This is a genomic window from Nitrospirota bacterium (assembly GCA_016214385.1).
GTDB lineage: Bacteria > Nitrospirota > Thermodesulfovibrionia > UBA6902 > JACROP01 > JACROP01.
Genome location: JACROP010000075.1, coordinates 1 through 21,274, shown reverse-complemented (window position 1 = coordinate 21,274; position 21,274 = coordinate 1). Strand labels below are relative to the sequence as shown.

Here is a 21,274-nt window from a genome sequence, read left to right as displayed (position 1 = left end):
GGCTAATATGGCAGAAGACATCACCTGGTTTAAAAAATGGGATAAGATCATGCAGTGTGATTTTAGTAAGGCTGAAATCTCGTGGTTTAAGGGAGCTAAATTGAATGTCTCATACAACTGCCTTGACAGACACCTGAATACTTTCCGCAAAAACAAGGCAGCGATAATCTGGGAAGGAGAGTCAGGAGAAAGCAGGACATTCACTTATCAGGAACTCCACAGACTTGTCTGTAGGTTCGCAAACCTTCTTAAGAAAAAAGGTGTAGGCAAAGGAGACCGTGTGGCGTTCTATCTTCCCATGATACCTGAGCTTGCAATTGGAATGCTGGCATGCACAAGAATAGGTGTGGTGCACAGTGTTGTGTTTGGGGGGTTCAGTGCGAATTCCCTGAAAGATAGACTTAACGACTGCCAGGCAAAGGTTCTTGTCACAGCAGACGGAGGATTCAGAGGTGGCAAGGTAATTCCCCTGAAAAAGAGTGCTGACATGGCGATGAGTGAGTCTCCGTCTGTAAAAACCTGTCTTGTGGTAAAGAGAGCGAATACATCCGTAGATATGCAGACAGGACGTGACTTTTTCCTTGATGAAGAGATCAACTCGGATGATATTTCATCTTATTGCGAGGCTGAACCGTATGATGCAGAAGACCCTTTATTTATCCTTTACACAAGCGGAAGCACAGGAAAACCAAAGGGGCTCCTGCATACAACAGGAGGATACCTTCTTTATGCTGCCATTACATTTAAGTATATTTTTGACTATCACGAAGAAGATACATTCTGGTGTACGGCAGATATAGGCTGGATAACAGGACATTCATACATTGTCTATGGTCCACTTGCATGTGGCGCTACAAGCATAATGTTTGAGGGTGTGCCTACATACCCTGCTCCTGACAGATACTGGGAGATAGTTGAAAAATACAGGGTCAACATTCTTTATACTGCCCCAACTGTCATTCGTGCACTCGCAAGAGAAGGAGAAGAATGGACTAAGAAAAGGGACTTGAGCAGTTTAAGTCTCCTCGGCTCTGTTGGAGAGCCAATAAATCCTGAGGCCTGGCTCTGGTATCATAAAAACATCGGTAAGGAAAGGTGTCCTGTGGTTGATACATGGTGGCAGACAGAGACAGGTGGAGTGCTCATCTCATCGTTGCCTGGTGCTGTAGCACTGAAACCAGGGTTTGCAGGAAGACCATTTTTCGGCATAAAGCCTGTCATAATGAAGACAGACGGCACCGAGGCTAAGGTAAACGAGGAAGGCGCCCTTCTTATAAGGACTGCGTGGCCAGGTATAGCAAGAACGATTTACGGAGACCCAAAACGGTACTACGAGACTTACTTCTCACAGTTCAATGGATATTATTATACAGGAGACGGGGCCCTTGTGGATGCAGATGGTGATTACCGTCTCCTCGGCCGTATAGATGATGTGATCAATGTCTCAGGACATAGACTTGGAACAGCGGAGATAGAAAGCGCGCTCGTAGCGAACACAGGAGTGGCAGAGGCAGCAGTTGTTGGCTTCCCTCATGATATCAAGGGGCAGGGGATATATGCCTTTGTCATTCTAAAAAGTGGAATAAAAGAAAGCCCCGAACTTGAAAAGGAATTGATACAGCAGGTAAGAAAAGAGATAGGGCCTATTGCAACACCTGACAGGATTCAATTCACAGATGTGCTTCCAAAGACAAGGAGTGGCAAGATAATGCGAAGGATTTTGAGAAAGATTGTGGAGGGCAGACTTGATGAGATTGGCGATACCTCCACCCTGGCTGACCCTACTGTAATAGAAAAATTGGTTGGAGGGAAGAAATAACTGTGATATTTAAAAACAGGGCATCAATCTTAGAATCTAAAAAATGGAGGTTTGAAAATGTGGTATATCTCAATTTTTGATGCTAAAGAAAACACCACTCAAGTACAGATAAAACATGAAAGAGAAGAATGGATAAAAAAAGGCAAGGACAGAATGTTTCAGCAGAGGTGTAAAACAATTAACCGTTACGAGGTGGTAGGAAGTTCTCCTCTGAAGATTTTTTTTGTTGTTGAGACCGATGATCCAACTGCCCTGAACTTACTCGCCCATCATTTTGGTGACGCCTGGAATTCTGTAACTTACCCCATAATCCAACGGCAGATATACGAAGCATTAGAGGAAGACCACTCTATTATCGGCGGCTAATTTTTGACAAAAAACTCCTCAGGGAAACAAACGCCAATATATACGTTAGTGCTCCGAACCAGAGAACCACTTTAAAGCCCACTGCCATCGCAAGCATGATAGTGAGTATCGGTGCGAGGACCGAAAAGCAGCCATTAATAGCCCATGCCCATGGTATTAATGGTGCGTTTCTCTCTCCGAGGATTTTAATGCCCATAGGGAAGGGGATGCCCATGAGAAGGCCGAGGGGAATCAGAGAGATAAAGACCGCTGGCATTTTTAATTCTAAGGCATGGGGAGATATAAGGCTTAAAAGTGAAGAAAGCAAAAGGCTATAGGCAAATATAAGAACAGCAATTGTAAGGAGCAGATAGGGAGTTCTCAATTTCAGAAATCTGTGGCTGAGGAGGCTTCCAATGCCAGAGCTTATGAGGATTGAGGTAAGCACAGTGGCTACAGCATAAGGCGGGTTTTCAAGTGGAAGAATAGTCTTTTGTATCAATGAGACCTCTACAAGGGAAGGAGATAGCCTTCTTCTATAAAATACTGCCACTTTCCCCCCATAACTTCATAAATAGCTTTAATATTTTTTAACCTCAGATAGTAATGGAAAAATGGGTTTTCATCATGCACAGGGGTTATATCAAAAAGATAATCCTTTATAAATAATCGCCTGGTCTCAGGGTTCAGGATATTTTTAAAGGCAGTGAAGTATTCATTTGATGGCATCTTGACATAGATGTTGGTTTCTTCATCTTTTATTTCAGGATAGTGTATGAGGTCAAACCGCCTGTCTTTTGAAAAATCTTTGATGCCATTGATTTCTTTTAGTGTGATGGGGGAATTTTTCACAAGGATTATTATGCTTCCCCAGCTCCTTATGGCAGCAATATGACTGGATACATCTTTTACGCCCCTTTCCTCAAGGGCGGTTGCTATGGTGGTTAAAAGCCTGAGCTCAATCCTCGGCGGAGGTATAAGATAAAGACTGATGCTCATAAGCCCATCTTCTTTGAGATGATTTAAATATTCCTGAAATGCCTCTACGGTGAATCTATAGTCCTCAGAGATTCCAAATGAAGCTGCGGTGGATGTGCCTGTCATTGGCAGGTCAATGATGTCATATTTGACATTTTTATTTATAAGATAGCTTCGGCCAAGTCCTGTCCATGTGTCTTTTTCAAAGATTTTGCCTGAGAATTTGCTGAATTCATTCTGTATGATTTTTATCACAACCGGGTTGTTCTCAACCTTATGGATTTCTTTTGAGCCGTAATATTCGGCCATCAGTGCCTGAAGCCCGCCCTTCGGCTCTATGATAAGCACATCATCCCTTTTGCCGATCTCATAGCAGAGGGCTGAGGGAAGAAATTCTAAGAATCTCAGGGACTCTTTATCTTTTGCCCTTGTTATGGCATTCATCTCACCTCCATCTATTGAAAACCCTATCTGCTCTGGAAGTGGCTCGAGGTATCTCAGGCTCAGCCCGGGCGCAAACCTGACCGCAGGACTCTTTAAAGTGTCTATTCTGGAAAATGGGCTGTGGTATGTTTTTAGGTGTTCTGCACCAGGATATTTCAGGGACAGGGAAAGGCTTTTATATGGAGATATCCTCACATTGATGAAATCGGGATGAATCAATATGATACACAGGTTGATTGTTATTAATACTATGGAGAAAACCTTTACCTTTTTCTCACCTATAACAAATGCGCTGATAAAGGCAAGGGTTGAAGCTATGAGTATTGCATATTCAGGCCCTGCAATATTTAGAAGGCCAAGAACCATTAAAGAGCCAAACCCCGCGCCGAGGAGGTCAGAGCCATAGAGGAGCCCTGATTTCTCACTGATGTTAGACAGTGCAGTGGCTATGATGAGCCCTGAGAAAAAGAAAGGAGCAGCGAGAGCTACATAGTATAAGGCTATATAAACGAGCTGCACCCTGTCCCATGAGAGCTTTACAGGGTCAAAAGGGATGTAATTCGAAAATATATAACCGGCAATTATGGCAATTCCCAGGAGCATGGCGTATGCAGCCATATTGGAGGCTCTTTTCAGTTTTGGGAATACAGAAAGTAGAGTTCCTCCAGAACCGATTCCAAGCATTGCAATGCTTATGACCATAAAGGCAAAGTGATACCAGAGGTATATTGAAAAGAGCCTTACAAGAGAGACCTGAAAGGCAAGGGCAGAGCAAGAAACCAGGAAGATAGCCAGGTAGATGTGATTCATTTAACAAATTATATCATGGAAAAGATAAGGGGTTTTTGTTAAAATTTTCCATGTTTTTTCAGCAACTTGTAAATGGCTTTACTCTCGGCGGAGTTTACGCCCTTATTGCCCTGGGCTACACAATGGTTTATGGCATCCTCGGTTTAATAAATTTTGCCCACGGTGAGGTATATATGATTGGCGCTTACCTCGGAATAATCTTCCTTGCTTTTTTCACAGCAATAGGGCTCACGGCAGCAAATTTTCCATTAGCCTTTATACTTACTATCCTGCTCACTGTAATCTTTTGTTCTGCATATGGCTTTACCATGGAGAAGACAGCATACAGGCCTTTGAGACACGCTCCGAGGCTGAGTCCCTTTATAAGTGCCATTGGTGTATCTATTTTTCTTCAGAATTACGTTATGCTTACACAGGGCGCAACTGACAAGGTCTTTCCTGATTTTTTCGAGGCACAGGGTTTTAAGTTGATGGGTGCCAGTATTACCTATGTGCAGTTCTTAATAATCTGTGTTTCTATCTTGCTTATGTTTGCTCTCCATCTGTTTGTGATGAGGACTAAACTCGGCAAGGCAATACGCGCGGTAGCTCAGGATAAAGTTATGGCCTCTCTTGTCGGGATAAACATGGACTGGATAATTTCAATTACTTTCATTATCGGTTCAGGCCTCGCTGCAGTTGCAGGAGTAATGGTGGCCACATATTACGGTCTTGTTAATTATTCCATGGGCTACATCGTTGGCATTAAGGCTTTCACTGCAGCAGTGCTGGGAGGTATTGGCAGTATCCCGGGGGCGATGGTGGGTGGCTTTATTCTCGGTATTGTTGAAAGCCTTAGCGCGGGCTATATCTCGAGCGAATACAAAGATGCCTATGCCTTTATTCTTTTAATTCTTATATTGCTTATAAAACCTTCAGGGCTTTTTGGAAGCTCAGCAGGAGATAAGGTATGAATATTTTTATCATAGCGGCGTGGGTTTCCTTATTGATGTTGCCCTTTACCGGGTTAAAGACAGCTCTTTTAGCATTTGCCGGACTTATCGTTTCTGTCCTGCTCTTTCGCTTTATAAGGCCTCTTTTAATGAAAATCAAAACCCTGAGGTTAAAGATCCCTGCTATCAACAGGGGATTATTGGCTACCTTCCTTGTCTTAATATTATTGTTTCTCCCTTTCATATCCAGTGACTATATGCTTGATGTCTTTGTCCTTGCCGGCATATATATAATCCTGGCAATTGGGCTCAATGTAGTGGTTGGTTTTGCAGGGCTGTTAAATCTTGGGTTTGTTGCCTTTTATGCAACAGGTGCATATAGCTTTGCACTTCTTTCAACAAATTTTTTTCTCCCCTTCTGGGCATGCCTGATATTTTCAACAGCCTTTTCTACGCTGATTGGAATTCTTCTTGCAATCCCGGCCTTAAGATTAAGGGGCGACTATCTTGCTATAGTTACACTCGGGTTTGGCGAAATAGTCCGCCTTACATTGAATAACTGGGACAGCCTTACAAATGGCCCGAATGGTATTGCTGGAATACCCGCGCCATCCATCTTAGGTCTTACAGTGACTGAACTTTCACATTATTACTATCTGATTGTTCTTTTTGCCTGCCTGAGCGTGCTTGTAGTTCGCAGGGTTCATAATTCGAGGGTAGGAAGGGCGTGGTTGGCCATCAGGGAAGATGAGGTGGCTGCAGGGGCAATGGGAATTGATACACCGAGATACAGGTTAATAGCCTTTGCCTTTGGCGCATTCTGGGCTGGAATCGCAGGGACTCTATTTGCAGGTAAAATGCATTTCATATCACCTGAGAGTTTTACCTTTATGGAGTCTGTACTCATCCTCTGTATGGTAATCCTCGGAGGCCTGGGGAGCATACCTGGAGTAATCCTCGGGGCATTAATCCTTGTTGTCCTTCCTGAGGCACTCAGGGGCCTTCAACTTTACAGGATGCTTGCCCTCGGAGCAGGCCTGGTTCTTATGATGGTTTTCAGGCCGCAGGGCATTTTAGGAGGTATCCGTGCTTCTTTTAGAAGTTAAAGACTTATCAAAGGCATTTAGCGGGCTTAAGGCTGTTGAAGAGGTGAGTTTTAAAGTCAGGGAGGGAATTATATTGAGCATCATTGGGCCTAATGGTGCAGGCAAGACTACCCTGTTTAACTGCCTTACAGGCTTGCTAATTCCTGATAGAGGTCGAATTATATATGATAGCAGAGATATTACGGGGCTGAAGCCACATTCGATAACAACCATTGGAATAGCCAGGACATTTCAGAATATCAGGCTGTTTCCAGAGATGAGTGTCCTTGAAAACGTAATGGTTGGGCAGCACAGCAGGGCAAGAGTTGGCCTCTATGGTGCAATATACCGAGGAAAGACTTTTTATAACGAAGAAGCTACTATTAGAAATAATGCCTTGGAGTTCCTTGAGTTTGTCAAACTCGACCCTTATGCAGAGATCCCTGCAAAAAACCTCCCTTATGGTGATCAAAAAAGGCTTGAGATTGCAAGGGCACTGGCCACCGAGCCAAGACTTATGTTGCTGGACGAACCAGCAGCAGGTATGAACCCTCTGGAGACACAGGAGCTCATGTCCCTGATTGAAAAGATGAGGCAATGGGGCAAGACAATCATGCTGATTGAGCATGACATGAGAGTAGTAATGGGAATATCTGACTGGATCATTGTCCTTGACCACGGAGTTAAGATTGCTGAAGGTATTCCTTATGAAATAAGAGAAAATCCGGCTGTAATCGAGGCTTATCTTGGCAAGGAGTTTGAATACTGATATGTTGCTATGGCAATCATCATTTCCAGGCAATGTTATCTACAAGGCCTTACAGGGAGTGCCTTACACTGGAGCAGGCCCTTGAGGAACTCAGAGAGAATGAGGGCACACAATTCGACCCAGAGGTAGTGGAGGTCTTTATAAAAAATCTAAAAAAAATAAGGAACAAAAATCCTGACAGGGCTGTCTAACTGAATGAAGGGAAACGAGCAGACAACGATAGATGAAGATGTTGAACTTGTTTCTCTATGTAAAAAGGGCGATGTAGATGCCTTCGAGGTATTCGTAAAAAGATACCAGAAGATGATGCTTAATATCGCTTACAGGATGATCGGAAACTATGAGGATGCATGTGAAGTTGTGCAGGATGCATTTCTATCTGCATATAAAGGTCTTAAGGACTTTAAAGGAACGTCCAGATTTTCTACATGGCTATATACCATAGTAATTAATCTTTCAAAAAACCGTATTAACCAATTGAAAACACAAATTCATCATGAACAGTTTTCCATTGATGACCCTGTTTTTACGGAGGATGGTGAGATGAAAGTAGAGTATGCATCTAACGAGCCTTCTGTATCCGAAAAACTTGAGAAAAGAGAGATTCAGCAAAAGGTTCAGAAATGCATAAACTCCCTTGACCCTGAATTCAGAGAGGTTCTCATCTTAAGGGACATGCAGGGGTTCTCTTATAATGAGATAAGTGGTATGCTTAAAATAGCTGAGGGAACTGTTAAATCAAGGCTTTTCAGGGCAAGGGATGCCCTAAAGGATTGCTTAAAGAAAGTGATTGGTGAGCTTTAGATGGAATGCATTAATTTTCAAGAAAGGCTTCAGGCTTATTTAGATGGCATTATCTCTGCTGAAGAAAAATTTCTCATAGATGAACATCTCAAGTTATGCCCGAAATGTAATGAATCGCTTTCAGACCTTAGGAAGACAATCGAGTATGTTCATAACCTCGAGGATATAGAGCCCCCTTCATGGCTTGCCCAGAGGGTTATGGCAAGAGTAAGGGCAGAGGCCGAGCAAAAAAGAGGAATACTCCAGAGACTGTTTTATCCACTTCATATAAAACTACCGATTGAGATTGCTGCTACTGTTGCTATTGCAATCACAACTATTTATATCTTCAAGGCTATTCAGCCGGAGATTAGACTCGCAAAGGCACCTCAAGAAGAAACTGCACCTAAAATACTTTCAGAAAAGGATATAACTCAGAGAAAGGCAGAAAAAGGCGAGAAAGAAATTCCTCCATCCCCACCTTTAATAAAGAAGGGTGAGAGGGAATTTGTAGCAGAACAACCTGTACCTGCCAAAGAATTACAAACAAAAATAGATAGGCTGGAGGAATCCAAAGCTCCTGAGTCAGTAAAACAAGAGCCCCTTAAAGATCAAAAAGTTGCAGGCGCAAAGCGAGAAGAGGCCAAACAGCCAGTAGGTATTATGGAGAAGGACAAGTCAAGACATGAGGTGTTGTCACCTGCTCCAAAATTAAAGGAAGTAGTCAGTAAAAAAGGAGAGGGCATTATTCTGACGGTTAATGTCAAAGATATCGAAACTGCCAGAAAAGAGATCGAAAAGGAATTAATCCAGCTTGGAGGAAAAATTAAAAAGATAGAATCTTCTGAAAAAAATTATGTCATTCTTACAGAGCTACATTCTGAGAAACTGGAGAAGCTAAAAGAAAAGTTGAAGCTTATTGGAATGCCTAAAGAAAGGCCTGTTTTATATACTCTAAAAGGTAATATAGAAATAATAATTGAAGTTATAAAAATTGATTAGATTCCCATCTGTAAAGCTCTAAGGCCCCGGCCACATTAAATAATTTTTTCTGGAACTTTTTTGAAGCCTTGCCTGTCTAATGGACAAAGACCGGTCGGAAAGATATTAAAGGAGGCTTGAGATGAAAGCAAAATATATTTTCATTGGTTTAGTTGTCTTAGTTCTGCTGGGGATCGGCTTCAGCGCGGTAGCAGTTACAGAAAGAGAAGGTAAGGGGACAAAAGCCCTTTCAACAGGGTTGGAAGACCAGACCGGGGTGTCTTTAACTATCTATAATGTGAACCTCGGTCTTGTAAAGGATCAGAGGAAGATAAAGCTTTCAAAAGGAGATGGGGAATTGAGGTTTATGGATGTGGCATCACAAATAATCCCTACGAGTGTGCATATAAAGTCCCTTGTGGACCCCGACAGTCTCCATGTCCTCGAACAGAACTATGAATATGACCTGCTCAATCCGCAGAAGCTCCTCGACAAATATGTGGGCAAAGAGGTGAAGCTCTACTATAAAAACCCATATACGGAGAGGGAAGAGATTGTAACAGCTACCCTCCTTTCGAATAACGGAGGCCCCATATTCAAGATCGGTGACGAGATAACCTTCGGCCATCCAGGAAGGATCATTTTCCCTGGAGTCCCTGAAAATCTTATATCAAAGCCGACCCTCGTATGGCTAATCGAAAATGACCTATCAACATCCCAGAAGGTTGAGGCATCCTATCTCACGAACGGTATTAACTGGAGGTCTGATTATGTTGTGACATTGAATGATAAAGACGATAAAGCAGACCTTTCTGGCTGGGTTACTATTGATAACAAGAGTGGCACAACATACAGGAACGCAAAGCTCAAACTCGTTGCAGGGGATGTAAACAGGGTAAAAGACGAACTTGAGTATGGGAGAAAGATGATGGGGTTGGCTGAGATGGCAGCAAAACCTGCATCCCAGCAGTTTAGGGAAGAAGGGTTCTTTGAGTATCACATATATACATTACAGAGGCCTGCAACTATTAAAGATAACCAGACAAAGCAGATAAGCCTTGTGACCTCTGATAATATACCAGTAAAGAAAGAGCTTATCTACCGTGGCACAAGGTATTATTACTATAACCGCCATGGTGAATTAGTAACGAACCAGAAGGTCGGTGTGTTTGTAGAGATCCAGAACAAAAAGGAAAACAATCTTGGTATCCCCCTTCCAAAAGGTACAATCAGGGCCTACAAATACGATAAAGAGGGAAGTCTTCAGTTTATAGGGGAAGACTCTATAGACCATACACCAAAAGACGAAAAGGTCAGGATAAAGCTCGGGGATGCCTTTGATGTGGTCGGAAGCAGAAAACAGACGGATTGGAAGAAACTCGCACATGATACATACGAGGCTGCTTTTGAGATATCTCTAAGGAATCATAAAAAAGAGGATGTCGTTGTTAAGGTTATTGAGCCGATACCAGGGGACTGGACGATGATAAGTTCTTCTCATGAGTACAAAAAGACCGAGGCCTTTACTGCTGAATTTGATATCCCTGTTCCGAAGGACAAAGAGATAAAACTCACATATAGGGTGAGGATGAGGTATTAGGCAGGAATAGTAAGGTCGGGGGATAGAGGGGTTAAAAATCCTGATGGCGTAGTAAGGCCTTTCAGAAATGGCCTCCCTATCCCCCTTATGCTGGATGAGAACCTTAAAGGCCTCCCCCCCACTGATCCATTGGGGAAATAAGTAAGGCCTGGAATTAACCGGTTTTACAAGTCAGGCGAGAAAGGGGAGGCAGAGGGCAGGGAATTCGCTATTTTTTCAGAAATATGATATTCTGAAATCAGAAAAAGGAGGAAATATATGATAACGACAAAAGAAAAACCTTTTTATACCGAAGTCAGGGAAAGAGGGCAGGTTACAATCCCTAAAAAACTGAGGGACCAGTACTGCCTTTCTGAGGGTAGCCAGCTCGCTGTAATACCAATGGGCAAAGCGATACTGCTTGCACCGAGACCTCTGCCCCTCGATGAGGCAAGAAGGAAACTCATGGCAATAATGCGTGATTCAGGCATGTCTCTGAAAGATATGCTAAAAGGGCTTGATGAGGAACGAGAGAAGATAGCTAAAAAACATTATGGCAAACCCCGTTAGAAAACTCTATGGGACATGCCCAAAAGAAGTTTTCTAACAGGGTAACCATGCAGGTTAAGGTCTTTCTTGATACGAATGTAATTATATCAGGCCTCTTGACTGACGAAGGGATACCAAAAATTGTACTTGATCTGTTTTCTCTTGACCTGCATGAAATTAAAGTAGTTACAGGGCAATTTAATCTTCTTGAATTAAGGAGAACTATCAGGAATAAGATACCAGTATTGGCTGAAACATTTGAAGATGCCTTAAGAAAGATTAATCTTGAAATTGTGCCACTTCCTGAAAAGGAAATGGTTGATAGATATAAAGACCTGATTTCCTCGAAGGATGCACCTGTTCTTGCCTCAGCAATTAAATCAGGTTGTGCTTATCTCATAACAGGTGACAAGCATTTCAGGACCGAAAAATTAAGAAAAGCAAAGTTGCCAATTAGGATAGTTACGCCTTTAGAATTTATGGATATTGCCGTTAAAATAATAACACCATCCCTTGAAAAGTAGTTTCTTGTCTCAGGAGGAGGCTTATGTTATTAGTTGTCCATGGAGGGGCTGGAGATAGAAAGCCCACGAAAAAGGCCTTAAAGAAGCTCTCCGAATCCCTTTCATCAGGATACGAAATATTAATTAATGGCGGGACTGCCCTCGATGCAGTTGTGAGGTCTGTAACAATTCTTGAGGACTCTGGAATCTTTAATGCCGGTTTGGGAGGGAACCTTCAGCTCGATGGTGTTAGGAGACTGGACGCATCAGTTATGGAGGGAAGGAATTTAAAGGCAGGGTCAGTAATAGGTCTTGAAGTGATAAGAAACCCGATTAGGTTAGCAAAGATCATAATGGACCTACCTCATGTAATATTCACCAACACAGGGGCAAGAAATATTGCAGATGCAAAAAATCTCGAACCTCTGCCTGAGCCAGATAAAAAATCATTAGAGAAACTCGAGAGAATAAAGAAAAAGGGGGAAGAAATAGTTAGAATTTACGAACAGTATTTCTCAACAGTCGGTGCTGTTGCACTCGATAAGTATGGCAATCTCGCAGCAGGCGCATCAACAGGTGGGATAAAAGCAATGCTACCAGGGAGGGTAGGGGATTCTCCGATTATAGGTGCAGGCATATATGCTGAAAACTCGATGGGTGCTGTCTCATGCACAGGCAGAGGAGAACCTATAATAAGACTTTCCCTTGCAAAGGAGATATGTATGAATCTAAGAAATATGCCTCTTTCCAGGTCAGTAGAGTTATCCTTAAGAAGACTTTCTAAAATAGGGGGTAAGGCAGGGGTCATCGTGATAAATAGCAAAGGCCAATTCACAATAACGCATTCAACAAAATACATGCCCTCAGGCTATGTTAATAAGAAGGGTATTGTGGTTAAAGAGGGGTTTAAGAGGAAGAGCATTTAAAAATTATCATGTAACATTTAAAATTTAAAATTTGGAATGCTAAATTTGCAATGATTAATGTATCAAGGTCTTGTATTGTAAGGAATTCGCAATAAGGGAGTTTAATATGGACCGTAGAGAGTTTCTGAAATTAGCAGCGATATCGGGCATCGGGTTTTCCACTGCAGGTAGCTTCGATAAACTTATCAAATCAGTTGAGGCATCTGAGAAAATTGACCTCGTTGTTGCCCATGGTGCATCACCCTCGAAGATTACAGATGCTGCTATTGATGCGATTGGCGGGATGAAGAGATTCGTCTCGAGAGGCGATATTGTTATTGTAAAGCCAAATATGGCATTTGACAGACTCCCTGAACAGGCAGCCAATACAAATCCTGAAGTGGTCGCGACTGTGGTAAAGCTCTGTTACGAGGCAGGTGCAAAGAAGGTGAAGGTCTTTGACAGGACAGTGAATGACCCGAGGAGGTGCTATGTACAAAGCGGGATTGCTGATGCTGCAAGGGCTTCGGGTGCAGAGGTAAACCATATTGATGAGAGGAAGTTCAAGGATATAAGAATAAATGGCCAGGCCATTAAAACATGGCCTCTCTATACAGAGATATTCGAGGCAGACAAGATAATAAACATCCCGATTGCGAAACATCACGGCCTTGCAAAGCTCACGATGGCAATGAAGAACTGGATGGGTATCATGGGAGGAACAAGGCGGACAATACACCAGAAGCTTGATGAAAGTCTTGTTGACCTTGCCTTGGTTATTAAACCGACCCTTACCGTCCTTGACGCAGTGCGAATCCTTACAGCAAACGGCCCTCAGGGAGGAGATATTGACGACGTTAAAAGACTTGATACTGTTATCGTCGGCATCGATCAAGTCGCGGTTGATTCTTTCGGTGCTACGCTCTTTGGCATGAAGGGCAGCGACCTTGGATATGTAAAGGTTGCGGATAAGCTCGGCCTTGGCACAATGGACATTTCTAAACTGAAGATAAAAAGAATAAGTATCTGATGCAGAACCTTCGAAGGATTTCACAGGGGATATTCTTACTGTTATTCCTCTTTCTTTTTCTTCAGACAGAGTCAAAAGGGAGGGATGAACTCGGCTATCCTGTAAAAATCTTCCTCGATTTTGATCCACTTATTTTTATCACCACTATCCTGTCTGCACATGCTGTTGCCAAGGCATTTTATCTTTCCATCGTCGTGGTTATTGTTACGATAATATTTGGAAGAGTATTTTGCGGCTGGGTATGTCCCCTTGGAACCCTGAATAATATTACAGGCTCTCTTAAAAAGTGGCGTTTTAATATGGCAAGCAGAAACTGGCACAGAGTGAAATATTATATTTTGATATTTCTCCTCGCATCTTCTTTATTCACACTTCAGCTCGTTGGCATTATTGATCCTATATCTCTATTAATAAGATCGCTCTCCTTAAGTATCTACCCATTATTTAATTACAGTATAAGGTCTATCTTTGACACAATATACAGTTTAGACTTCAGGGGTGTTGTAGGTATATCAGAATCGATATATTCCATTCTTAAGAAGGGCATTCTCTCTTTTCAGCAGCCCTTTTATAATCAGAGCATATTCATAGGCGTTATATTCTTTCTCATACTCGGCCTGAACCTTGTCGAAAGAAGGTTCTGGTGCAGGTATCTCTGCCCCCTCGGCGCTTTCCTCGGAATCCTTTCAAGATACTCTTTCCTCAAAAGGTCGGTGAGCGAAGGGTGCGATTCATGCGGTATATGCGCCTCTGTCTGCCAGGGCAATGCAGCACCTGATAAGAAAGAAGACTGGAAAGATGCTGAGTGCCTCTACTGCTGGAACTGTGATGATGTATGCCCTCAGAATGCAGTCAGTTTTGGATTTTTCAGGAAGAGGACTGCTACAGCCATGGACCTCGGAAAGAGGAGGGTGATTGTGTCAATGCTATCCGGGATGTTCGCGGTCCCTTTATTAAGGGCCACACCTCTATCTAAATCAGGTTTTTCGAACCCGGGGCTGATAAGGCCGCCAGGTTCGCTCGAGGAAAGGGAATTCCTTAAAAGATGTGTCAAATGCGGGGAATGCATGAAAGTATGCATCACAAACGGACTCCAGCCCACATTCCTTGAGGCAGGCCTTGAGGGGATATGGTCTCCTGTGCTTATTTCGAGAATAGGATACTGCGAATACAGATGCACACTCTGCGGCCAGGTCTGTCCTACAGGGGCTATAAAAAGGTTAGAGTTAAAAGAAAAGGTTAAAATCAAGATAGGGCTTGCTATGATTGATAAAGGCAGGTGTCTGCCGTATGCCCATGCAACACCGTGTATAGTGTGCGAAGAGGTCTGCCCTACGCCAAAGAAGGCTATATGGTTCGAAAACGTAAAGGTAAAAGACAGGCATGGCAAAGGGATAATCATGAAACAACCGAGAGTTGACCTTGAGCTCTGCATTGGCTGCGGCATCTGTGAGACAAGATGCCCTGTTCTTGGCCAGCCTGCAATATATATAACTAATATAGGCGAATCAAGGTCAAAGGAAAATCAGCTATTGCTGTAAACCCGCACCACGCTTGAAGCGTGGTGCGGGGACATTCTGGCGTGGTGCGGGGTAAACATATGCTAAAGCTTGTTGATATCCATACATTTTACGGCCCTATTGAAGCCCTGAGAGGCATCAATCTCGAAGTAAAGAAGGGAGAGATAGTCTGCCTTATTGGCAGTAATGGCGCTGGTAAGAGCACAACCCTTATGACGATTTCAGGAGTGAAACGGCCACAGAAGGGGAGCATTATCTTTGAGGATATGGAAATACACAAACTCCCCTCTCATAAAATAGTCCGTATGGGCATAAGCCATGTCCCTGAAGGAAGGCGGATATTCCCATGGCTTACAGTGCGGGAGAATCTTGAAATGGGAGCCTTTGTAAAGAAACTCGAAGGCTTTGACTTTGTATACAACCTATTTCCTGTTTTGAAAGAAAGGGAAAAACAGCTCGGCGGCACTTTAAGCGGGGGTGAGCAGCAAATGCTCGCTATTGCCAGGGCACTCATGGGAAAGCCGAGGCTCATGCTTCTTGATGAGCCTTCGCTTGGTCTTGCCCCTGTAATAATGAGCAAAATAATCAAGACTGTTAAAGAGCTTAATCAGCAGGGCATTACTATTCTCATTGTAGAGCAAAATGCAAAAGCAGCCTTGAAAATAGCCCACAGAGGATATGTAATCGAATCAGGCAGGATTACGAAAGAAGGAGAGGGCAAGAAGCTCTTAGACGACCCTGATATTAAAAAAGCTTATCTTGGAGAGTAACCATAATCCGTTTTTTGCAACATTATAGGCTTAGTAGTATAATAGTGACAGTGTGGAGAAGGTAAGGGCTCATTTGCTAATAAATGGTGATGTGCAGGGGGTTTTTTTTAGAGCAAATACGAGAAACAAGGCCCACAGTCTCGGCCTTAGCGGCTGGGTAAGAAACCTGCCTGATGGCAGGGTAGAGGCGGTTTTTGAAGGCTCTAAGGTTATAGTTGAAGAAGCAGTTAAGTGGTGCCACAAAGGTCCCACGGGGGCAAGGGTTACTGATGTAGATGTGAGATGGCTTGAATATAAAGGAGAATTCAGGAGTTTTGATATAAGATACAGCTAATAATGAGGTGAATGTATGACAAAACCTAAAAAAAAATTAGGAGAAGTGTTGATGGAGGCAGGCTTGATTGATGCCCTTCAACTTAATAGCGCTCTCGGGCATCAGAAACAGTGGGGTGGCCGTCTGGGTTCGGTCGTAATAAGCCTCGGTTTTGTTGACGAGGAGGAGATGGCTTCTGTCCTTGAAAAACAGCTCAATACCCCGTGTATTTTCCTCGAGGACCTCGAAATCCCTGCAGAGGCACTTAAAACAGTAAGTATAGATACAGCTAAAAGATATACTGTCTTTCCTGTTAAATTAGAGGGTAAAATCATAATCATAGCCATGACTGACCCGACTGATGCCGAGATCATAGATGCCCTTCAATTTACTACAGGGCTGAAAGTTAAACCTGCCCTTGCCCTGGAATCTGATATTAAAAGAGCCATTATGAAGCACTATGAAGGGATTGTGCAGGAGAGCGCGTACAGGGTAAAAGTAAAACGACTCAGGGAAATAATAAAAGGAAAATCAGAGCCAGAAGTAAAGCCAGCAGTAAAAACAAAAACCGCTGAATTAGCAACAGAAAGTCTGAAGTTTTCTCAACCTGAAACCGAAGGAGATGTATACCTGAAAACTATACTCAATGTGTTAATAAGTCTCCTTATCGAAAAAGGTGTCATAACTAAAGCAGAACTCATTGATAACATTAATAAAATAAAAGGCAAGACTTAAATAATTTTTATCAAAATTGTCGGCCCTTCTCAGGTTTATCGGTTGACAATACCCTTTTTCATGTAAATAATAACCCCATGCCCTACACAGAACACAGACCTGTAATCCCCCCTTACCCCCCTTTACTAAAGGGGGGATGGGAGGATTTGACAACAGGGCACAGAATCAATAAAGATTTTGCCTTATATTTATCAACGCTTAAAGGCGCCGAGGTATTTGACCTTTTTGCATCTGCTAACAGGGCAAGAATAGCCTTCAGGGGCAATAAGGTTGATTTATGCTCAATAATTAATGCTAAATCAGGGGCTTGCCCTGAAGACTGTTCTTTTTGTGCCCAGTCCCGAAGTTTCGGGACCGGCATTAATGTTTATCCGTTACTTCCCAGAGAGAAAATCCTTGAGGCAGCAACATCAGCAAGAGAAAATGGGGTGAAACGTTTCTGCATAGTATGTAGTGGTAAGAAGGTTGCTGGTAAAGAATTAGCAAAAATATCTGAAATCATCTCTGAGATAAAGGCCCTCGGCCTGCTTCCATGTGCTACACTCGGCATGCTCAGTTATGATGAACTCAAGGAATTAAAGGACGCAGGGCTTCACAGGTACCATCATAACCTTGAAACTTCGGAAGCATTTTTTAGAGAAATCTGCACAACCCATACGTATGTTGAGAAAATTAAAACAATTGAGGCTGCAAAATCCCTGGGCATTTCAGTATGTAGCGGTGGAATTTTTGGCCTGGGAGAGTCATGGGAAGACAGGATTGAAATGGCTTTTGCCCTGAAAGAACTTCAAATAGATTCTGTGCCTATTAACTTTCTTACACCAATACGGGGCACACCCATGGAAGACAAAGGATTTCTTAGCCCATTGGAGGCGCTAAAAATAATAGCGATATATCGACTTATTCTTTCTGACACTGAGATCAGGATCTGCGGAGGAAGGCCAACAACCCTCAGAGAACTAAACTCTTATATTTTTTTTGCCGGAGCCGACAGTCTCCTCCTGGGCAATTATCTTACAACTTCTGGCAGAAACCCGGAAGATGATTTGCAGATGATTAAAGACCTGGGCCTTGAGCTATGAAAAACTATTACAGCATCAGGATGAGGGCATCAAAAGAAGGACTTCACATATCCGGTGCCGAGGGCATCTATGAGAAAGTTGAAGTTATAGATGTAGTTCAGAAATACGCGCAAAGGGCTATTTCCCATGAAAAGGGCAGGGCAGAGGAAATAAATATCACAGTTGAAGAGATAAAGGAAAGGCCATTGCGCATATCTTCTTTGCCCCTTTGCACAATAAATACCAGGACTGCCGAAACTGCAAGGAAAGCATCCGTAAAGATACTGAGTTCAGTGGGGATAACAAAGAGGGCTGTTGAGGAAGCATTCAAATCCCTTCAAATGGGCGTTTGTATGAGAGGAGCAATGCTTTTAGACATTGAGGGAGTCAGGCTTGAACCGGATCTTTTAAGAGGAGTAAGGGCAAGCAGGATGGGGACAACTAAAAAAGCAATGCTTACACTGTCAAAAAAACTAAGCCCTCTTAGCCTTAACACCGATACAGTAAAAGAGGCATTAATCCTGGCAAGTAAAGTGAGCAATCACCCAATGGTTCTCGGAGAGCTCTGCATATCTGATGACCCTAACTACACCACAGGGTATGTAGCCACAAAAACCCACGGCTATATAAGGCTGCCAAATATTAAGAAAAGGGGAATTCCTTACGGCGGCAGGGCATTTTTTATCACAGGCGGAGAAGTAAAGGGGCTAATAGAGTATCTGGAGAAGACCCCTGTCCTGATTAATAGAATATGTCCGTGCAGAGCCACCGTGCCTTTAGAGGAAATCCTTGAAGGTAAAACTCATAGCTAACCCCATTGCAAGCAGGATCTCTTCCCGCCAGCTAAAGAAAATAGAGAAGTTTCTAAGGCACAGGGCTTCCCTTGATTTTTCTATTACAGCAGAAAGAGGCGATGCCGAAACATATGCAAGGGCTGACAAAGATTCTGACCTGATTATTGCAGCCGGAGGGGATGGAACCATCAATGAAATTATTAACGGCATTGCAGGAAGAGAAACGCCTTTAGCCATATTGCCGATGGGCATGAGTAATGTCCTTGCCACTGAGCTTAAAATACCGATGGATATCGAAGAGGCATTAAACATAGCTTTAACTAAACCTCCGAGGAAGGTCTCCCTCGGCATGATAAATGGCAGGTATTTTGCGTCTATGGCAGGTATTGGCTTTGATGCAGAGGCTGTCTTTCATGTAAATCCCAGGATAAAACCTATCTTCTGGAAGGGCGCCTATATACTTTCAGGGTTAAAGGTGCTTTTAAAATATAAACCGCCTCTTATACATATTAAAGCCAATAATGAACTCCTTCATGGTTATACTGCAATTATTGGAAATGCGAGTTGTTATGCAGGGTATTTTAAAGTAATCCCCCAGGCAAGCCTTCTGTCACCGTCCCTTGACCTCTGCCTCCTAATGGGTGGGACTCGTAGCGATCTGCTACGCTTTGTAATAGGAGTAATCACACAGAGGCATACAAAATTCAAGGATGTTTATTATGCTAAATATAATGAGCTTGAGATATTCTCAGAAAATGTAGTTCACATACAGATAGACGGTGACTATTTTGGTACTCTGCCTGCTAAGATAAGCGTTGTCCCTGATGCCCTTAATCTCATCTGGTAGTTAGGTTGCTATTCGATTCCCTGCTTCTTCGGCTTGAACATGAAACTTCTCTTTCTTATTTCCGATCAGGATCGTTTTTTCTCTTGACACAGGAAGGCCTTATAAGTGTTATGCCCCTATTATTTCATTCAACCCTTCAATAACCTGATCCAATTCCTCTGGAGACGCCTTGCCAATCATTTTCCCAATCCTCTCAACAGAAAGTGTTCGAATTTGACTTATCTTCACCCACGAGCGTTTTGGCAAAGCTGCTGTTTTTAATTCAAGGGTGAGTGGAAAACCTGCTCGTTGAGGCTGACTCGTAATAGCTACCGCAATAACAGTTCCAGAACGTTCATTAAAAATGTCATGACTTAAAATCAAAACGGGCCGTAAGCCTGCCTGCTCACGACCCCTCACCGGGTTCAAGTCAGCCCATCTAATATCGCCCCTCAGTATTCGGGCCATTGGCTCAAATCCTCAGCTAATCCTTCATCTGCCATTGCCTTCTCAAAAGCCCTGTCGAGCTTAGCGCATTCTTTGGCCAAACGGGTGCGTTTCATTTTTGAAAGCTTTTCTTCTACAGCATCCTGAATTGCCTGGCTGCGGTTTTGAAATAAATGCCTATCGACGAGATGGTCTATCTCTTCCACAAATTTTTCATCCAAAGTTATTGCAATTTTTGTTTTACTCATAGGTACCTCTGGTATTACTTTATATCATACCTGTGTTTTTGTCAATTAATTTGTGTGCATAATGCGGCGTCCCCTGGAGCGCAATGTTAGGGCGCGGGTGGAAGAGGGGCGCTCACCATTACACGCAGAAGCAAGGCCAAAAAGGTGAAAGGACAGTGGCAAACCCGTGCATATAGAACAAATACTTGGCGCTTGAATCAATCGCATCGGGTACATCCTTTTCCACTGTGCCCGCGACAGCGGGCGCAGACAAGGCGAAGATAGCGAGACCTGTTAGGATGCAACCGCACAGGAAGACACGCATTTTCTTTTTGATGGCGTAGGCTCTCAATAAGCTCCTATTTAATAGGTCATAGGTCGATAGCAAGTCCTCGTTCATATTCACCTCCACATATGGCTAACGACCTAAATCAGCGGTGGCTATCAGCCGTCCGCTGGATTTATCTGTTAGCCATCACTCTATATTTAGATTGTAAACTCTATTTGGAAGACTTTCGAGGTCTTGGAGCAGGGATGCCGTATAACATGCCTTCAGCACTAATATCCTCATCGATTTCTGGCCAATGTACACCTTGACCATCTCCGATAATCTTGTAATTAGCACGCTGCTCAGGTGTTGCCTCCGACAATCTCCAAGACCACGCAAGGGGAACACTAATTATCCGTCCATCAACAAGATAGGCAGTAATTGTGTCCTCGGTTACACTTATATCCTTAATTCTTACTTCCTGAAGCTTTACCGCAGTGCTCATGCCATGCCTCCACTATTTTGTTTCTATTATTATAAATGATTTCCCGTATAGCTTTTAACTCCTTTGATGTAAAGCCGTGATTTTTGCTCAACACAACAGGTTCCAACGATAAGCTCACTGACGGGTGCCACTGTAAAACATGAAAATGCCTGAAACCAATTTGTATACCTCATCACAATGCAAGCTGAAAAAGCGTCCTATGGCATTTAGAAATATTAGAAATATAGAGAAATATAGGGACACATGTACTAGCTCAGTAATTCGGTAACTTTCTGGAGTTTATCAAACGGTGTCTC

General features: G+C 43.0%; 26 protein-coding genes. 20 read left to right on the top strand and 6 right to left on the bottom strand.

Annotated elements, in window-relative coordinates; all coding sequences use genetic code 11:
* Together acs and HZC12_04740 are read left to right on the top strand one after the other, a co-directional pair.
* The coding region (gene acs / locus HZC12_04745; GenBank protein ID MBI5026035.1) for an acetate--CoA ligase at positions 1-1,819 on the top strand (1,819 nt) is incomplete at its 5' end.
* Between the two features lie 57 nt (positions 1,820-1,876).
* Positions 1,877-2,185 (top strand): hypothetical protein, encoded by a 309-nt coding sequence (locus HZC12_04740; protein MBI5026034.1) that lies wholly within the window; start codon positions 1,877-1,879, stop codon positions 2,183-2,185.
* On the opposite strand, the gene HZC12_04735 is transcribed toward HZC12_04740, so the two are convergent.
* The gene (locus HZC12_04735; protein MBI5026033.1) at positions 2,172-2,717 is read right to left on the bottom strand and encodes a hypothetical protein; all 546 of its coding nucleotides are present in this window, start codon (positions 2,715-2,717) and stop codon (positions 2,172-2,174) included. The two genes, HZC12_04740 and HZC12_04735, sit on opposite strands and share 14 nt — an antisense overlap.
* A complete protein-coding gene (locus HZC12_04730) occupies positions 2,675-4,396 on the bottom strand; it encodes a hypothetical protein (protein MBI5026032.1) in 1,722 nt (573 codons plus the stop codon). Before HZC12_04730 ends, HZC12_04735 begins: the two co-directional genes overlap by 43 nt.
* 50 nt (positions 4,397-4,446) lie before the next feature.
* Here HZC12_04730 and HZC12_04725 point away from each other — a divergent pair, with 50 nt between their 5' ends.
* From HZC12_04725 to HZC12_04640, 18 genes are all read left to right on the top strand, one after another.
* Entirely contained in the window at positions 4,447-5,349 is a 903-nt protein-coding gene (locus tag HZC12_04725) for a branched-chain amino acid ABC transporter permease (GenBank protein MBI5026031.1), read from the top strand.
* The gene (locus HZC12_04720) at positions 5,346-6,434 is read left to right on the top strand and encodes a branched-chain amino acid ABC transporter permease (protein ID MBI5026030.1); all 1,089 of its coding nucleotides are present in this window, start codon (positions 5,346-5,348) and stop codon (positions 6,432-6,434) included. Before HZC12_04725 ends, HZC12_04720 begins: the two co-directional genes overlap by 4 nt.
* A complete protein-coding gene (locus HZC12_04715) occupies positions 6,415-7,182 on the top strand; it encodes an ABC transporter ATP-binding protein (protein MBI5026029.1) in 768 nt (255 codons plus the stop codon). The genes HZC12_04720 and HZC12_04715 overlap by 20 nt, the downstream gene beginning before the upstream one ends.
* Positions 7,183-7,214: 32 nt before the next feature.
* Positions 7,215-7,373, top strand: a complete 159-nt coding sequence (locus HZC12_04710; protein ID MBI5026028.1) for a hypothetical protein — start codon at positions 7,215-7,217, stop codon at positions 7,371-7,373.
* A 4-nt stretch (positions 7,374-7,377) separates the two neighbouring features.
* The gene (locus HZC12_04705) at positions 7,378-7,986 is read left to right on the top strand and encodes a sigma-70 family RNA polymerase sigma factor (GenBank protein ID MBI5026027.1); all 609 of its coding nucleotides are present in this window, start codon (positions 7,378-7,380) and stop codon (positions 7,984-7,986) included.
* The gene (locus HZC12_04700) at positions 7,987-8,967 is read left to right on the top strand and encodes a DUF2275 domain-containing protein (GenBank protein ID MBI5026026.1); all 981 of its coding nucleotides are present in this window, start codon (positions 7,987-7,989) and stop codon (positions 8,965-8,967) included.
* Between the two features lie 121 nt (positions 8,968-9,088).
* Positions 9,089-10,546 carry a DUF4139 domain-containing protein gene (locus tag HZC12_04695; protein ID MBI5026025.1) on the top strand — a complete coding sequence of 486 codons (1,458 nt, stop codon included), beginning with the start codon at positions 9,089-9,091 and terminating at the stop codon, positions 10,544-10,546.
* A gap of 258 nt (positions 10,547-10,804) precedes the next feature.
* On the top strand, positions 10,805-11,095 hold the full coding sequence (locus HZC12_04690) for an AbrB/MazE/SpoVT family DNA-binding domain-containing protein (protein ID MBI5026024.1): 291 nt from the start codon (positions 10,805-10,807) through the stop codon (positions 11,093-11,095).
* A gap of 8 nt (positions 11,096-11,103) precedes the next feature.
* Complete coding sequence (locus HZC12_04685) at positions 11,104-11,598, top strand: putative toxin-antitoxin system toxin component, PIN family (protein ID MBI5026023.1); 495 nt, start codon at positions 11,104-11,106, stop codon at positions 11,596-11,598.
* A 23-nt stretch (positions 11,599-11,621) separates the two neighbouring features.
* On the top strand, positions 11,622-12,503 hold the full coding sequence (locus tag HZC12_04680) for an isoaspartyl peptidase/L-asparaginase (protein MBI5026022.1): 882 nt from the start codon (positions 11,622-11,624) through the stop codon (positions 12,501-12,503).
* Positions 12,504-12,609: 106 nt separating this feature from the next.
* Entirely contained in the window at positions 12,610-13,512 is a 903-nt protein-coding gene (locus HZC12_04675; GenBank protein MBI5026021.1) for a DUF362 domain-containing protein, read from the top strand.
* Positions 13,512-15,053 carry a 4Fe-4S binding protein gene (locus HZC12_04670; protein MBI5026020.1) on the top strand — a complete coding sequence of 514 codons (1,542 nt, stop codon included), beginning with the start codon at positions 13,512-13,514 and terminating at the stop codon, positions 15,051-15,053. The genes HZC12_04675 and HZC12_04670 overlap by 1 nt, the downstream gene beginning before the upstream one ends.
* Positions 15,054-15,112: 59 nt before the next feature.
* Positions 15,113-15,802, top strand: a complete 690-nt coding sequence (locus HZC12_04665; GenBank protein ID MBI5026019.1) for an ABC transporter ATP-binding protein — start codon at positions 15,113-15,115, stop codon at positions 15,800-15,802.
* A 52-nt stretch (positions 15,803-15,854) separates the two neighbouring features.
* Positions 15,855-16,136: an acylphosphatase gene (locus tag HZC12_04660; protein MBI5026018.1), complete on the top strand. Its 282-nt coding sequence runs from the start codon at positions 15,855-15,857 to the stop codon at positions 16,134-16,136.
* Positions 16,137-16,151: 15 nt separating this feature from the next.
* Positions 16,152-16,850 carry a hypothetical protein gene (locus HZC12_04655; protein ID MBI5026017.1) on the top strand — a complete coding sequence of 233 codons (699 nt, stop codon included), beginning with the start codon at positions 16,152-16,154 and terminating at the stop codon, positions 16,848-16,850.
* 77 nt (positions 16,851-16,927) lie between these two features.
* Positions 16,928-17,932 (top strand): biotin synthase BioB, encoded by a 1,005-nt coding sequence (gene bioB / locus HZC12_04650; protein MBI5026016.1) that lies wholly within the window; start codon positions 16,928-16,930, stop codon positions 17,930-17,932.
* Complete coding sequence (locus HZC12_04645; protein ID MBI5026015.1) at positions 17,929-18,723, top strand: 6-carboxyhexanoate--CoA ligase; 795 nt, start codon at positions 17,929-17,931, stop codon at positions 18,721-18,723. The genes bioB and HZC12_04645 overlap by 4 nt, the downstream gene beginning before the upstream one ends.
* Positions 18,701-19,552 carry a diacylglycerol kinase family lipid kinase gene (locus HZC12_04640; protein MBI5026014.1) on the top strand — a complete coding sequence of 284 codons (852 nt, stop codon included), beginning with the start codon at positions 18,701-18,703 and terminating at the stop codon, positions 19,550-19,552. The genes HZC12_04645 and HZC12_04640 overlap by 23 nt, the downstream gene beginning before the upstream one ends.
* A gap of 108 nt (positions 19,553-19,660) precedes the next feature.
* Here the strand turns inward: HZC12_04640 and HZC12_04635 are convergent, their stop codons facing one another.
* The 4 genes from HZC12_04635 to HZC12_04620 all read right to left on the bottom strand — a co-directional run bounded on the left by HZC12_04635 (position 19,661) and on the right by HZC12_04620 (position 21,096).
* Entirely contained in the window at positions 19,661-19,999 is a 339-nt protein-coding gene (locus HZC12_04635) for a type II toxin-antitoxin system PemK/MazF family toxin (protein ID MBI5026013.1), read from the bottom strand.
* Entirely contained in the window at positions 19,984-20,226 is a 243-nt protein-coding gene (locus HZC12_04630) for a ribbon-helix-helix protein, CopG family (GenBank protein MBI5026012.1), read from the bottom strand. Before HZC12_04630 ends, HZC12_04635 begins: the two co-directional genes overlap by 16 nt.
* 479 nt (positions 20,227-20,705) lie before the next feature.
* Positions 20,706-20,978, bottom strand: coding sequence for a DUF2442 domain-containing protein (locus HZC12_04625; GenBank protein ID MBI5026011.1), 273 nt, complete (start codon positions 20,976-20,978; stop codon positions 20,706-20,708).
* Positions 20,941-21,096: a DUF4160 domain-containing protein gene (locus HZC12_04620; GenBank protein MBI5026010.1), complete on the bottom strand. Its 156-nt coding sequence runs from the start codon at positions 21,094-21,096 to the stop codon at positions 20,941-20,943. Before HZC12_04620 ends, HZC12_04625 begins: the two co-directional genes overlap by 38 nt.
* Positions 21,097-21,274 lie beyond the last annotated feature (178 nt).

Bases quoted from the DNA above. Each gene is read 5' to 3' on its own strand.
- HZC12_04740 (MBI5026034.1), top strand. From the start codon at position 1,877: ATGTGGTATATCTCAATTTTTGATGCTAAAGAAAACACCACTCAAGTA.
- HZC12_04730 (MBI5026032.1), bottom strand. From the start codon at position 4,396: ATGAATCACATCTACCTGGCTATCTTCCTGGTTTCTTGCTCTGCCCTT.
- HZC12_04725 (MBI5026031.1), top strand. From the start codon at position 4,447: ATGTTTTTTCAGCAACTTGTAAATGGCTTTACTCTCGGCGGAGTTTAC.
- HZC12_04720 (MBI5026030.1), top strand. From the start codon at position 5,346: ATGAATATTTTTATCATAGCGGCGTGGGTTTCCTTATTGATGTTGCCC.
- HZC12_04710 (MBI5026028.1), top strand. From the start codon at position 7,215: ATGTTATCTACAAGGCCTTACAGGGAGTGCCTTACACTGGAGCAGGCC.
- HZC12_04705 (MBI5026027.1), top strand. From the start codon at position 7,378: ATGAAGGGAAACGAGCAGACAACGATAGATGAAGATGTTGAACTTGTT.
- HZC12_04700 (MBI5026026.1), top strand. From the start codon at position 7,987: ATGGAATGCATTAATTTTCAAGAAAGGCTTCAGGCTTATTTAGATGGC.
- HZC12_04695 (MBI5026025.1), top strand. From the start codon at position 9,089: ATGAAAGCAAAATATATTTTCATTGGTTTAGTTGTCTTAGTTCTGCTG.
- HZC12_04690 (MBI5026024.1), top strand. From the start codon at position 10,805: ATGATAACGACAAAAGAAAAACCTTTTTATACCGAAGTCAGGGAAAGA.
- HZC12_04685 (MBI5026023.1), top strand. From the start codon at position 11,104: ATGGGACATGCCCAAAAGAAGTTTTCTAACAGGGTAACCATGCAGGTT.
- HZC12_04680 (MBI5026022.1), top strand. From the start codon at position 11,622: ATGTTATTAGTTGTCCATGGAGGGGCTGGAGATAGAAAGCCCACGAAA.
- HZC12_04675 (MBI5026021.1), top strand. From the start codon at position 12,610: ATGGACCGTAGAGAGTTTCTGAAATTAGCAGCGATATCGGGCATCGGG.
- HZC12_04670 (MBI5026020.1), top strand. From the start codon at position 13,512: ATGCAGAACCTTCGAAGGATTTCACAGGGGATATTCTTACTGTTATTC.
- HZC12_04665 (MBI5026019.1), top strand. From the start codon at position 15,113: ATGCTAAAGCTTGTTGATATCCATACATTTTACGGCCCTATTGAAGCC.
- HZC12_04655 (MBI5026017.1), top strand. From the start codon at position 16,152: ATGACAAAACCTAAAAAAAAATTAGGAGAAGTGTTGATGGAGGCAGGC.
- bioB (MBI5026016.1), top strand. From the start codon at position 16,928: ATGCCCTACACAGAACACAGACCTGTAATCCCCCCTTACCCCCCTTTA.
- HZC12_04645 (MBI5026015.1), top strand. From the start codon at position 17,929: ATGAAAAACTATTACAGCATCAGGATGAGGGCATCAAAAGAAGGACTT.
- HZC12_04635 (MBI5026013.1), bottom strand. From the start codon at position 19,999: ATGGCCCGAATACTGAGGGGCGATATTAGATGGGCTGACTTGAACCCG.
- HZC12_04630 (MBI5026012.1), bottom strand. From the start codon at position 20,226: ATGAGTAAAACAAAAATTGCAATAACTTTGGATGAAAAATTTGTGGAA.
- HZC12_04625 (MBI5026011.1), bottom strand. From the start codon at position 20,978: ATGAGCACTGCGGTAAAGCTTCAGGAAGTAAGAATTAAGGATATAAGT.